Here is a 13,939-nt window from a genome sequence, read left to right on the forward strand (position 1 = left end):
CTGAACATGCCAGCTTAGTATATGTCTAGCTTGTACGGAATATGTTTTTTCCATTCGGTCAATGGAGCAATAATTACAAATAGTTCATCGGATTTACCGCGGTACCGTTATCTCTTACTTCAAAGTGCAAGTGAGGTCCCGTGGAGTTTCCTGTATTACCTGACTCAGCAATGGTATCACCTTTGCTTACAGTGTCTCCCTTGCTGACTTTAAATCCACCTTCGCGCAAGTGACCATATAACGTCCAAAGACCACCGCCATGGTCCACAATAACGGTATAACCATAACCGCTATACCATTCAGCCATGATCACGATTCCGCCAGAGGCCGCGTGAACTGAAGTTCCCTGAGGAACAGCAAAATCGACACCGGCATGCATTTTACCCACTACACCCGTAATTGGATGGGTACGGGGACCGAATCCAGAAGAAATACGTCCTCCAGATACCGGTTTTGAGAAGATACCATTACCGGATGAATAGGTAACCTCACTGCTGCTATCCGCGCTGACTCTGGTTGGTGCCTTGGCAGCAGCTTTCGCCCGGGCAGCAGCTGCTGCTTTGGCTTTGGCCGCTGCGGCTGCTTGCTGTTCACGCAATTTATTTTTCTCTTGAAGAAGGGCCGAACGTTTGCTGGCAATCTGCATCAATACGTCTTCCTGCTCTTGTGTCAACTCTTCTGACTCTTCGATTTTAGCATCATATGAAGCGAGAAGCACTTGCTTTTCCGCTTCTTTTTCATTCAATTGGGACTTGCGCTGTTTCTTCTGTGCATACAGGCTCTTGGCTTCCGCATATTGCACATCCAATTCTGCCTTTTTGTCCACGACAAGTTGCTTGTCCGCTTTGTGCTCATCCAGCAGGTGCTGATCCTGATCCACGATCGTTTTGAGTGAATCCGCACGGGTCAGAAAGTCAGTGAAGCTGGTGGAGGACAACAATACATCCAGATAGGATACAGCACCGTCTGTATACATCAGGCGTACACGTGACTCCAACAATTTCTCCCTTGCAACGATGCGTTCTTCTGCCGCTTGCAGATCTTTCTTCGTTGTACGGAGATCTTCCTCCGTGTTCTCGATTTGCAAGGATACACTAGCCAGTTCATCACTAACGACATTAATCTGTTCCATGACAACCTTCAGATAAGCGTTGGTTTTGTTTTTGTAATGCTGCGCTTCCTTTTTGTTGGAAGCCGCTTTTTTTTGCTCCTGCTTGGCAGAAGCTGCCTTGCTCTCCAGTTGCTGAATCTGTTGGTCAATATCGCTGATGCTGCTCTTGGCATATCCGTCAGAAGGTTGAAGCGTCAAACTGGCCAATAACGTAAAGGCCAGCAGCGAAGCAGTTTTTTTCAAAATGATGATCCCCCATCCTATGATTTCACAAGAAAGCAACCTGCACAGGTGGCGAACAGCATGTTCTTTGCTTTCTTCCATCTTAAAGACTCCGTCTTTCCTACATATCGTCAAACAGCGCCCATTAATGAACCTGCTTTACCATTCTTTTCGACATATTCTGCAATTTGATCGTTTCAAAACAAAATTTAAACGTTAAGTGATTTTCGAATGGACAGTGTACTTCCCAAAATACCTACCAGCACACCGAGTCCGATCAACAGGGTTCCAAACAGCAGCCAGATATCGCTGAGCGGAATCAAGTTAAGCATCTGCATGAAGACATCCTGACCAATCGTGGACATCAACTGGCTGTATCCGACGAACAGTACCGCAACCGTAATCACAGAGCCAATAAATCCAATGAGTGCACCTTCAATAAAGAAAGGCCAACGGATAAAGGTGTTGGTTGCACCAACCAGCTTCATAATACCAATCTCCCGGCGACGGGCCAGAATCGTTACGCGAATCGTATTCGAGATCAGGAACATGGACATGAGACCCAGTCCCCCAACAAAAATAAATCCGATGTTACGAACAAGCTTCGTAAATTTGAACAACACTTCCACCGTTTCCTTGCCGTAATTCACTTTCATGATTGGCTTCTCCGGGTGTTTTTCGTTCAAAGCTTCGATTTTTTGCGCCACAAAAGTGACGGTTTCCGGTTCAATGACCTCAACTTCAATGGTCTCCGGCAGTGGGTTGTTGTCCACATCGAAACCGCTAAGCACGTTATCTGCACTCTCTCCAAGACGATCACGGAACTCCTTGAGTCCTTCTTCCTTGGAAACAAAACGAATCTCACTTACTTCAGGCATCGCGCTGATTTCTTGTTCCAATGTGTTACGCAGGTTCTCGTCCACATTCAGTTCGAGAAACGTGCTGATCTCCACCTGACTATCCACTTGATTCGCCATGGAGTTCACATTAAGCACCAGCAGCATAAACACACCAAGAATCAATAGCGACACAATGATGGACATGATGGAGGCCACAGACATCCAGCCGTTGCGGAATACGTTTTTGAATCCCTCCCGCAGATGGCGCAAGAGAGTACTAAAATTCATAACCGTATTCCCCTCTCATCTGATCCCGTACAATCTGTCCACGTTCAATGGCGATAACCCGTTTACGCATCGTATTCACGATATCTTTGTTGTGGGTTGCCATAACAATGGTTGTTCCCCGGAAATTAATTTCATCCAGCAGCTGCATAATGCCCCATGACGTCTCCGGATCGAGGTTACCTGTAGGCTCATCCGCGATAATAACCGATGGGTTATTGACGATAGCCCGCGCAATGGCAATACGTTGCTGTTCCCCGCCTGAGAGCTGAGAAGGTTCACGATTCGCTTTGCTGCGCAGTCCCACCAAGTCGAGTACTTCCATGACCCGTTTCTTGATGTGCCGCTTGGGCGCCTCAATGACTTCCATGGCAAATGCCACATTCTCAAAAGCCGTCATTCTCGGCAATAGACGGAAGTCTTGGAACACAACGCCGATGTTACGGCGCACATAAGGAATCTTTCTTGGCTTCAACTTACCAATATTAAATCCGTTAATGGATATTTGTCCTTTTGTCGGAATTTCTTCTCTGTACATCAATTTCATAAATGTCGATTTGCCTGCGCCGGACGGACCGACGATATAGACAAATTCATTGCGGTCGATCTTCACCGACACCCCTTGTAATGCGTGGGTCCCATTGGCGTAGGTCTTCCACACGTCCTGCATTTCTATCACATCATCACTTCCTGCTCGCATAGTTAGCCATTATCATTTCGACACAATCCCGGCATTTCCTTTAAAAAGACCTGAATTTCATCAGGAAAAAATCCACTTCGTTCCTGTTTCGATGGTGAAGCATGGATTCATATGAAGTTTATTGTAACAAATTTGTTACCTATTGAGTACCCGAAAGTTTTCCTGCATTGGATCATATATATAGAAAGTGTTACAAAATCGGGAACAACAGAAGTATAAAGGAGCGTACGGTTATGAAAAAAATACATTTAACGGTCATTGTTCTATTCTCCATCCTCTTGATCGGCTCCGCGTCATATGGACTGCTGTATATGTATGTAAACCAGCCTGCGCTGCCCAAGAATGTGCATGTTGGCGGCATGCTGGTGGAAGGCAATCGTAAGAACGTATTGCATGAATTGAACGAACAGATTCAAAAGCTGGAGGACTGGCCTGTCACTTTTGAAGTGGCCGAACCCGATCCCCAGACGATGACGTATACCGCAGATCAGGTGGGGGTGAGCTACAACGTTAAAAGCGTGGAATCCGCCATACAGCAGCTGGAGGAAGGTAACCTGTGGGAACGCGCATATGCACGTTATCATTTCCCGAAAGAGTTCTCCCTTCATATGAGTTACAACTTAGAACCACTTAAAGAACATCTAAGCCCTGCTTGGGAAAAAGAAACCTTCGGCACACCCGCGAACGCTGTTCGGCGCATTACCGCAAGTGACAAAGTGCAGTATATCCCGGAAAAGGGTGTCCGCCGGATTGATTGGGAAACACTCGCAAGTCTCATTCAGACGAAGCTGCACAGGGATTTCAGTGTACTGAGCCCGGATGAGAAACCCACCCCATTGCTGATCCAGGTACCACTGTATACGCTGAAACCTGAAGTAACCCTTGATTCGCTACGTCAGGAAGGCATTGACCGAAAGATCATCCAGTTCTCCACAGGTCTGGGCAATAGTAGTGAAGGCCGGATACATAATGTCAGCGCAGCAGCGGAAGCGATTAACGGCATGATTCTGCCACCGAATGCCACATTCGATTATGAGAAGGTCATCCGTAAAGCGGAGAAGGATTATGGGTTTCGTGAGGCCCCGGTCATTGTCAATGGAAGACTGACCCCCGGGATTGGCGGGGGAATCTGCCAGGTATCAAGTACGGTGTATAACGCAGCGCTATTGACGGGTCTTGATATTATTGAGCGTCGCAACCACTCCCTGCCGGTCAAATATTTGCCGAAAGGACTGGATGCCACCTTTGCCTCCGGAGCCATTAACTTTCGCTTCAAGAACAATACTGGAAAATCCCTACTCATTCATGCAGAAGTGAAGAACCACCAATTGATAGTGAAATTTTTCGGCACATTCCCGGAGAATGTCAGCTATGCACTTGAATCTCGCACCATTGAAACATTAAGTGTTCCGGTGAAATATGTGTCCAGTGCGGTACTGCCTGATGGCGCTCAGCAGGTGCTGCAAGACGGACAGCCTGGTTATATTGTCGAGACGGTAAGAACCAAGAGGCTGGACGGCAAAGTGGTCGAATCCAAAACGATTACACGAGATACGTACAAAGCTCAGAATCGTCTGATTGCCCGCTCAGGTCATAGCAGCCTGCCCGATCCACAAGAACCTTCTGTGGTTGAAGATGGAATCAGCGATACGAAACGGCCATAACAGGATGTGTTTGAAACAAACCCAAACGAAAAGACACACTTCCCGTCCCTTTTTAGGATACGCCAGAAGTGTGTCTTTTCATTTGTTTAGGATATTGGAGTCTTAATAAACTAGGGTTACTTCTTTAATCAGAGGTTTACTGCATTACGGTTTAGTGACCGCCTGTGTATTCGCCTTGCTCTTCGCCTACGACCATCTTCTCTTTTCCCATGAAGAAAGAAGCAACCAACGCGAGTGCAGCTGGAATCACGGCCCAAGCAAACAACTGCACGATGGAAGAAGATAGAGCATGTGTGATGCTATCCAGCACCTGAGGCGGAATCGCCTGTCTGAGTTCTGGTGAGAGCAACGCATGTGGATCGGTCAGATCCATTCCCTGAGGCATACCACCCGCGGAAGCACCACCTGTCTCCGCAGCTGCTCCTGCGAGAGCATCATTCATTTTACGCGTAAATACCTGGCTCTGCACGATACCAAAGATCGTAATACCCATCGTCATGCCGAGGGACCGCAAAAAGTTAAGCGTGGAGCTTGCTGCTCCGCGTCTTCGCGGTTCAAATGCGTTCATGGCTGCATTGCTGAGTACCGAGAACGAGGCCCCGACACCCAGACCAACCATCACCATGTAAATACGTATCGTCCAGAGGGAAGAACTCTCATCCAATGTAGTCAGCAATCCAAGTCCAATGACAAGTAAGGCCAACGTAGGAATCATGATATTGCGATATTTGATTTTGGTCATGAGCACCCCGCCCAGGGATGCCGTCACAACGGACCCTAGCATCATCGGTAAAAGTACGAGACCGGAGTTGGTCGCTTTGCCACCGAGTACCCCCTGTATGAAGATCGGAATGTACACGGATGCTGTAATGAACGCCGCACCACTGAACATCCCAATAACATTACTGGACCAGTAGACCCGGTTGCGGAACATGCCGAAAGAGATGATCGGTTCCTTCGCTTTTGTTTCTGCAAACAGGAACAGCAGCGCTAGTGCTACAAATCCGGCAAACAGGCCAAGAATCTGCCATGAACCCCAGGCAAACGTCTTGCCGCCCAATTCCAGACCAAAGATCAGGCACACGACAGCGCCAATCAGTGTTACAGCACCCAGCCAGTCGATCTGTTGGGATTGATGCTGATGAGACTCCTTGTAGAAGAAGGCAATAAACACAAATGCAATCAAGCCGAGCGGCAGGTTGATATAGAATACCCATTCCCATGTCGCATACTGAGTAATGTAAGCACCCAGCAGTGGTCCAAAGACGCTGGACAGACCGAAGACCGCTCCAAACAATCCACCCAATTTACCACGAGATTCTGGTGCTACGACATCAAACATGATCGTAAAGGCAATCGGTACCAAAGCACCTGCACCAATACCTTGAATTGCTCTGTACATCGTCAATTCCACAATAGACGTTGCCGTTCCGCACAGTGCTGAGCCAAGCATAAATACAATAATACCAAAGACAAAAAACTTCTTCCGTCCATACATATCGGATAACTTACCGAAGATTGGCATCCCCGCCATCTCAGCCACCATGTACGCGGAGGTAACCCAGACGAACTTGTCGAGCCCACCCAGCTTCCCGACAATATCCCCCATAGCTGTTGCCACGATGGTATTATCCATCGAAGCCATTAGTATGCTGAGCAGTAACCCTGCCAGCACCAATCCAATACTGTTTTTACGTGCAACCATTGTACTCAATCTCTCCATTCACGCTCTATTCATATGACTGCATTAGTATATCCGAAAAGAAGTTTTCGTTAATCAGTCCAAGGACCGATTGCTTTGCAGTAAAACTTCCGATTGCGGATGAATTTGCAGAGATGAACGGTATTCCACTTTACCGATCCGGCAGCCAGGACCGATTTTTATTTTATCGCCACGCACAATCTCGGCCTCGGTATTTTCTAATTCAATATCGTCACCTTCGATAATCTGTGCCTTGAGAATTGACTTATTCCCCGTGAACAAGTCATTCAACCGGCCACTCTTCACCGAGATGATGGAACCGCCCATTTCCTTGACCTCGGATGGACCCATGATCTTGAGTGTCATGTGTTCAGCGCTGAGCATCCCCGCTATCGTCAACCGTCCGTTCAGCTTGATATTTTCTGCCTGACAATCCCCTGACAAATGAAGCTCACCAACCACTTTGATATGCTCAGCTTTGGCATGCAGGCCAGATGCCTGAATTCCATCCTCACCATCGTTGCTGACAGCTCGATCTGTCAAAGTAAGGGTTCCCGTAATTTTAATCTCTGTGGCTTCAAGCGATCCGTATATGACCGATGTACCCGTACATTTGAAAAGATCACAAGATAGATTGTCGTTAAAGGACGCATCCCCTATGACCTTAACCTTGCCATACACGCCCCCAGCAGAACTGCCATCACCAACGATGCTGATATCCATTTTGTTGTCCAATGAACGCCCAGGATTGTTATTCATGTCGATCTCATCCCTTTCTCTCCATATCCAAAATTTAAATTCGCTGACTGCTGCCCACCTTGGCATCCTGATCTACCTCAAGTTCACCTGAATATTCGACCAGCCGGATGTTACAGCCGCGACCGATGAAAATGTTACTCCCCCGAACAATATCAGCTTCGGTATCTTCCAGCACAATCTCATCGCCCTCAATCAAGGATGTCTTAAATGATGGAGTTCCGCCCAGGCCAATACTTTTCCAGAACCCGTTCTGTTGTTCCTTGCGACGAATATCAATACGCTCTCCGCCAATCTCTTTAGCCGAAGAAGAGGTGTGAAGCCTGATCTCCACTGTTCCCGCATTCAGGAAGCCGCTGATCTTGATATTTCCCTGTACGTTCAAGGACTCACATTGCACATCACCTTCAACATCGATCACGCCGCCAATATCAATTCGTTCCCCATCTACTCTTCCACGTACGGTACACTTCCCGTTCACTTCAATCTCAGGGCTATGAAGATCTCCGTTAATTGTCGTCATGCCATCCACACGAACACGCGAACTGGTCAAGGGGCCATTCAACGTACACATGCCGTTAATCGTTGCACTCTCGGAGCTTAAAGCGCCGTGCATCTTCAATGTTCCATTCACTTCCATAGAGGTACAGTCCAGATTACCATTCACCTTAGCCATACCATCAATCGATACACGGTGAAACTCCCCACCTGCCGTTTGACTCATACCCGATACATTCAGATCATTCCGCTTATTTCGTTCTTCCATAGATGATCCTCTCCTTATCCCAATTTGAGTTTTAATTCTTCCATAAATGTTCCCATCGGCTGCCTAACAACCACCTTCACACCATTGTCAAAATAAAACTCCATTCCTGCTGTTACCAGCATGAATGAAGGAACACCCATCTTACGAATAAGCACCAGTTCGCTGGGTTTGCCTGTAAAACGATAATAATGTTCGGACATCACATCGATTAGCAACACACCCTCTTGCCGAGTAATATCTCCGCTCATTAACAGCTTATCAAGGACGTAGAGCATCATGATCTGCTCCAAAGCATATAACGATTGTTCCCGACCTGCTTCTTTCATCAAATCCAGCGATATTTGCGAAACAATGTTTCGCTCTAACAACTGTTGTGCGGACATTTCCACTTCACCCAACGTAGGTGAGAACACGTCCGCCAGCTCATCCAGCGATAATCCGTCTTTCATATTGAGAATCTTGTCAATGCGCAGTAAAATCTGTTGTTTGGGAAAAAAGGTCTCTTGTCCGGTGTAGGACGACTTCCGAATAAACCATTCTTCCGGAATGAGATTTTTCCGCTTCCAGCGGTATAACTGGCCGTAGGAGATTCCTGTCAGGTCCAGCAGTTCTTTTTTGGAGATCAAATCATCCGTCATATATGGTCCCCCTTTATCGTGAAATCAGTGTAACATAACATTGTTACGTTGTAAATAACGTCGTAATAATGTTGATCTTCCCTCCACGCCACTCATCTGGCTTAGCCTGTTGAAACCTTACAATTTAGAGATACTTCTGCATAATTTTTTAATGTGCATCTTTGTTATTGCATTGCACCAGCAATGCGTATAACCTGTTAAATATGGACACTTAAAAGCTAATAGGGAGCAATCCCGGCTCATCCTCTCAAGTCAAAAACACGTGGTTAACGAACTTATGAAAGGGGTTTCTTATACTCATGGCACTTATTAAATGTGATTTTTACTCCGATACACTTGGGCTGAGTACCAGTATGCATGTCATTCTGCCGCAACAAACCCACAATCAGATCGGTATGGAGAACGTGACAGGCAAAGGACTTCATCCAACCCTGTACCTGTTACACGGTCTATCGGATGATGATTCCATCTGGCTGCGCCGCACATCGATTGAACGTTATGTAGCCAACCTAGGAATCGCCGTTGTTATGCCGCAAGTACATCGCAGTTTCTATACAGATATGGTCGAAGGCGGAAAATACTGGACGTTTATCAGCGAAGAACTGCCTAAACTTGCTCGTTCTTTCTTCCCTCTGTCACCAAAGCGTGAGGATAACTTCGTTGCTGGATTATCCATGGGTGGTTATGGCGCGTTCAAGCTGGCCCTTCGTAAACCAGAACAGTATGCGGCAGCTGCCAGTTTGTCTGGTGCTCTCGATATGTCTGCACATATGGATAGAAACGCATCCTCAGCCTTACAACAAACGGAGTTACAGCGGATTTTCGGACCCGATGTGACAGGTACAGAGAACGATCTGATCCATCTGTTAAAAGAAAATCAATCTGGCGAAAGCCCACGACCTTTGCTCTACCAATGTTGCGGAACGGAAGATTTCCTGTATGAGGATAATCAAACTTTCCGTCAAGCCTGCGAACAAACCAACTTCGAATTGACGTACGAGGAAGGGCCTGGTGAACATGAATGGGGCTACTGGGATGCCAAGATCCAGGATGTATTGAAATGGTTGCCTTTGCCCAAGCGCGATTAGTAGAGCATTAATAACCGCTGCAGACAATGAAGACTGGCATTCAGATGGCAACAACCTTCTATTGCTATGGAGCTGGAATGATCCACATCATATCGCTGTAAAACACAAAAAAGCAGGCCATGGAGAACAAAGTTCTCTGGCCTGCTTCTTTATTGTCCTGTCCTATCTGTACAAATACCTATAGTAACCGTGATATTAACCGCGGTTCGTAATCCATTGCTCGGTAATCTCCAGTACCTTCTCACTGCGTGTGATGGCTTCGGCAACTTGACCCGAAGCTGTTCCACCGTAAACGTTACGAGCGTTCACTACCGCTTCCGGTTGAAGTACATCATAGATCCGGTCATCGAACAGTGGTGAGAACTGCTTGAATTCATCGATCGTCAGATCCAGCAAATACTTGCTGTTCTGGATGCAGTACAGCACCGTTTTACCAATCACTTCATGCGCCTGACGGAAAGGCAAGCCTTCGCCTACGAGGAAATCGGCAATATCCGTGGCGTTCGAGAAATCCTGGTTGACCGCTTGACGCATCCGATCCTTGTTCACGGTCATTGTTGCGATCATTGGAGCAAACAGTTGAAGTGCACCTTCCAGCGTTGCTACCGTGTCGAACATGCCTTCTTTGTCTTCCTGCATATCTTTGTTGTATGCCAGTGGAAGAGATTTCAGTACGGTCAGCAAACCAATCAGGTTGCCGTACACACGTCCTGTTTTACCACGAACGAGTTCAGGAACGTCCGGGTTTTTCTTCTGAGGCATAATGCTGCTGCCTGTGCAGAACGCATCGTCCAGTTCAACGAATCCAAACTCTGTGCTGCTCCACAGCACCAGCTCTTCACTCAGACGGGACAAGTGAGTCATGATGAGGGAAGCTGCTGCCAGGAACTCAACGATGAAGTCGCGGTCGCTTACTGCGTCCAGACTGTTCTCGTACACACCATCAAAGCCCAGTTGTTCCGCCACAAAATGACGGTCAATCGGGAATGTTGTGCCAGCGAGCGCACCTGCACCCAGTGGCAGGATGTTAATGCGTTTGTAACTGTCCATCAGACGCTCCGCATCACGTTGGAACATGGAGACATACGCCATCAGGTGATGGGCGAACAGAATCGGCTGTGCCCGTTGAAGATGTGTATAACCCGGTACGATGGTATCGAGGTTATCTTTCGCTTGTCCAATCAGTGCTTCCTGCAAGGAATGCAGCATGCCTACAAAGCCAACCACGCGCTCACGCAAGTATAGGTGCATATCCGTTGCAACCTGGTCGTTCCGACTACGGCCTGTATGTAGTTTGCCGCCTACAGGGCCAATCGTATCAATCAGGTTTTTCTCAATATTCATGTGGATATCTTCATCCGAAACGGAGAATTCCACTTCGCCCGCACGGATTTTGTGCAGAACGGTGATTAGACCTTCTTTGATCGTTTCCACATCTTCCGCTGGAAGAATACCACATTTGCCCAGCATCGTTACATGGGCCAGACTGCCCTGTATATCTTCCTCAGCCAAAGCTTTGTCAAAATTGATTGATGCCGTATATTCCTCAACCAAATGATTGGTTTGTTTTGTAAAACGTCCTCCCCACAGCTTGCTCACAGTGAGTACTCCCCTTTCGCTCATGGACAAAGCCGCTCCTGCCAGATGTGCAAGAACGGCCTGCCTTGTTTGTCATTTATATTGATATAGCTCTATTGTGCAGGTTGAAATTAGTTTTTGTTCTGCTCCACGCCGGAGTTTACTTTCAGACGAAGTGCGTTCAGGCGGATAAAGCCTGTTGCATCCCCTTGATCGTAAGCTTGCGTTGGATCAGCTTCCATCGTTGCGATGTCCGGATTGTAGAGACTGACAGGACTTTTCACACCTGCGCCGATGATATTGCCTTTGTACAGCTTCACACGTACGGTACCTGTTACATTTTTTTGGCTTTCAGTCACCAGCGCTTGCAATGCAAGACGCTCTGGTGCGAACCAGAAACCGTTGTATACCAGGGTGCTATAACGTGTGATCAGGCTATCACGCAGGTTCATCACTTCACGGTCCATCGTGATGGATTCCATTTTGCGATGTGCGGTGAACAAGATCGTTCCACCTGGGGTTTCGTACACGCCACGGCTCTTCATACCCACAAAACGGTTCTCAACCATATCTACACGGCCAATACCATGTTTGCCACCCAGCTCGTTCAATTGCTCCATCACTTGCAGTGGGCTCAAGCGCTCACCGTTCAGTGCAACACAGTCACCTTGTTCGAATTCAAGCTCAACATATTCCGCTTGGTCTGGTGCATCTTCAGGTGCACTGCTCAGCAGGAACATGTCTTTGTTCTCGTCCGCGCTTGGATCGAACCAAGGATCTTCAAGCACACCGCTCTCATAGCTGATATGCAGCAAGTTACGGTCTGTAGAGTATGGTTTAGCCGCAGATGCGGTTACCGGAATGCCATGTTTCTCAGCGTAAGCAATCATCTCTGCACGTCCCGGGAACTGGTTGCGGAATTCTTCCAGACGCCAAGGTGCAATGACGTTAATGTCTGGTGTCAGCGCAGCCGCGTTCAACTCAAAGCGAACTTGGTCATTTCCTTTACCCGTAGCGCCGTGAGCGATGGCTGTAGCACCTTCTGCACGAGCGATATCCACCATGCGTTTAGCGATCAGTGGACGAGCGATACTTGTGCCGAGCAGGTATTGTCCTTCATAAAGGGCACCTGCCTGGAACATCGGATAGATGAAATCTTTCGCGAATTCATCGCGCAGATCGTCGATGTATACTTTGGAAGCGCCAGTAGCGAGTGCTTTTTCCTCCAAGCCATCCAGTTCGTCCTTTTGTCCGATATCCGCTGTGAAAGCGATAATCTCAGCATCATATGTTTCTTTCAACCATTTCAAAATTACAGATGTGTCCAACCCGCCCGAATACGCGAGTACAATTTTTTCCTTAGCCATGTTCAGTGGTCCTCCCCAAGATCAGTTAAGTTAAAACAGAGCCTTCATACACTGAATCCTACAAGCTTCTTTTTAATTAACTTTTTAAAGTACATTATAGATGAATCTATCATCGCGAAATCTGCGCCTAAAATCAACCCATAAAGGCAAACAACATCTATTCGCTCATTAACGCAGCCATTAATGCTTTCTGTGCATGCAAGCGATTCTCCGCCTGATCAAAGATCAGGGAGTTCGGTCCGTCAATTACACCGGCACTCACTTCTTCGCCGCGGTGTGCTGGCAGACAGTGCAAGAACATGTAGTCCGGCTTCGCGCTTTTCATCAGTTCCTCATCCACTTGGTATGCCGCAAACGCTTGCTCACGAATCTTCTGCTCTTCTTCAAAGCCCATGCTTGCCCACACATCCGTGTACACGATATCTGCATCTTTGGCGGCTTCTTGTGCACTGTACGTTACAGTCACTTCAGAACCGCTCTCCTGTGCGATAATACGTGCCTGCTCCACTACTGCGCTATCCGGCTCATAACCTTCTGGCGTTGCTACAGCAACATGCATCCCCATCTTCGCTGCACCGAGCATCAGGGAGTGTGCCATGTTGTTGCCATCTCCGATGTAAGCCATTTTCAGACCTGCGAGCTTGCCTTTGTGCTCCAGCACCGTTTGGAAGTCTGCCAGTACCTGGCAAGGATGCGCTGCATCGCTCAGGCCGTTAATGACTGGAACATCCGCATGCTCTGCCAGTTCAGTTACATTATGGTGTCCAAAGGTACGAATCATGATGCCGTCCAGGTAGCGGGACAATACTTTGGCTGTATCATGTGTTGTTTCCCCACGACCCAGCTGGATATCATTTTTGCTCAGGAAGAGCGCGTGTCCACCCAATTGGAACATGCCTACTTCAAAGGATACACGCGTACGTGTAGATGATTTTTCAAAAATAAGTCCGATCGTTTTGCCTTTCAACGGTTGAAACGGTACACCGCTTTTTTGCTTGCCTTTAATCTCGATCGCGAGATCAAGCAGATAACGAATCTCCTCTGCCGTGTAGTCCGTGAATTCGATAAAATCCCGGCCTCTCAGATCAATCTTCTGAATCTTTTCCGTCTGTTGTGCTGTCATCTATAATGTCCTCCTTATTTCCGGTTCCCTGCACCCGCATGGGCAGAAGAGAGAGCAACGTTGACAAGTTGTCTGGGTGCGCTCAAGTTGTGTAATCATT

The 13,939-nt window shown here is 47.6% G+C and carries 12 protein-coding genes; 2 read left to right on the plus strand and 10 right to left on the minus strand.

Going from position 1 to position 13,939, the window contains the following annotated elements; genetic code table 11:
- Positions 1 to 73 precede the first annotated feature (73 nt).
- The 3 genes from MKX40_RS27520 to ftsE form a co-directional block, all read right to left on the minus strand.
- A complete protein-coding gene (locus MKX40_RS27520) occupies positions 74 to 1,354 on the minus strand; it encodes a peptidoglycan DD-metalloendopeptidase family protein (protein WP_339238082.1) in 1,281 nt (426 codons plus the stop codon).
- A gap of 188 nt (positions 1,355 to 1,542) precedes the next feature.
- The gene (gene ftsX / locus MKX40_RS27525) at positions 1,543 to 2,460 is read right to left on the minus strand and encodes a permease-like cell division protein FtsX (protein ID WP_339238084.1); all 918 of its coding nucleotides are present in this window, start codon (positions 2,458 to 2,460) and stop codon (positions 1,543 to 1,545) included.
- Complete coding sequence (gene ftsE, locus MKX40_RS27530; RefSeq protein ID WP_339238086.1) at positions 2,450 to 3,136, minus strand: cell division ATP-binding protein FtsE; 687 nt, start codon at positions 3,134 to 3,136, stop codon at positions 2,450 to 2,452. Before ftsE ends, ftsX begins: the two co-directional genes overlap by 11 nt.
- Before the next feature lie 254 nt (positions 3,137 to 3,390).
- On the opposite strand from ftsE, the gene MKX40_RS27535 reads away from it, so the two are divergent.
- A complete protein-coding gene (locus MKX40_RS27535; protein WP_339238088.1) occupies positions 3,391 to 4,821 on the plus strand; it encodes a VanW family protein in 1,431 nt (476 codons plus the stop codon).
- A gap of 151 nt (positions 4,822 to 4,972) precedes the next feature.
- Here the strand turns inward: MKX40_RS27535 and MKX40_RS27540 are convergent, their stop codons facing one another.
- The 4 genes from MKX40_RS27540 to MKX40_RS27555 all read right to left on the minus strand — a co-directional run bounded on the left by MKX40_RS27540 (position 4,973) and on the right by MKX40_RS27555 (position 8,683).
- On the minus strand, positions 4,973 to 6,526 hold the full coding sequence (locus MKX40_RS27540; protein WP_339238090.1) for an MDR family MFS transporter: 1,554 nt from the start codon (positions 6,524 to 6,526) through the stop codon (positions 4,973 to 4,975).
- A gap of 72 nt (positions 6,527 to 6,598) precedes the next feature.
- Entirely contained in the window at positions 6,599 to 7,282 is a 684-nt protein-coding gene (locus MKX40_RS27545; RefSeq protein WP_339238092.1) for a hypothetical protein, read from the minus strand.
- A 34-nt stretch (positions 7,283 to 7,316) separates the two neighbouring features.
- Positions 7,317 to 8,045 (minus strand): polymer-forming cytoskeletal protein, encoded by a 729-nt coding sequence (locus tag MKX40_RS27550; protein ID WP_339238094.1) that lies wholly within the window; start codon positions 8,043 to 8,045, stop codon positions 7,317 to 7,319.
- A 14-nt stretch (positions 8,046 to 8,059) separates the two neighbouring features.
- Complete coding sequence (locus MKX40_RS27555) at positions 8,060 to 8,683, minus strand: YhbD family protein (protein WP_339238096.1); 624 nt, start codon at positions 8,681 to 8,683, stop codon at positions 8,060 to 8,062.
- 299 nt (positions 8,684 to 8,982) lie between these two features.
- Between MKX40_RS27555 and MKX40_RS27560 the strand changes: the two genes are divergently transcribed.
- Complete coding sequence (locus MKX40_RS27560; protein WP_339238098.1) at positions 8,983 to 9,771, plus strand: alpha/beta hydrolase family protein; 789 nt, start codon at positions 8,983 to 8,985, stop codon at positions 9,769 to 9,771.
- Positions 9,772 to 9,966: 195 nt separating this feature from the next.
- Here the strand turns inward: MKX40_RS27560 and argH are convergent, their stop codons facing one another.
- The 3 genes from argH to argF form a co-directional block, all read right to left on the minus strand.
- Entirely contained in the window at positions 9,967 to 11,370 is a 1,404-nt protein-coding gene (gene argH, locus MKX40_RS27565) for an argininosuccinate lyase (RefSeq protein ID WP_339243217.1), read from the minus strand.
- Between the two features lie 110 nt (positions 11,371 to 11,480).
- A complete protein-coding gene (locus MKX40_RS27570; RefSeq protein WP_017692004.1) occupies positions 11,481 to 12,716 on the minus strand; it encodes an argininosuccinate synthase in 1,236 nt (411 codons plus the stop codon).
- A gap of 157 nt (positions 12,717 to 12,873) precedes the next feature.
- The gene (gene argF / locus MKX40_RS27575; protein ID WP_339238100.1) at positions 12,874 to 13,839 is read right to left on the minus strand and encodes an ornithine carbamoyltransferase; all 966 of its coding nucleotides are present in this window, start codon (positions 13,837 to 13,839) and stop codon (positions 12,874 to 12,876) included.
- Between the last annotated feature and the right edge of the window lie 100 nt (positions 13,840 to 13,939).

The sequence above is a fragment of the Paenibacillus sp. FSL R5-0517 genome (genome assembly GCF_037974355.1).
Lineage (GTDB): Bacteria > Bacillota > Bacilli > Paenibacillales > Paenibacillaceae > Paenibacillus.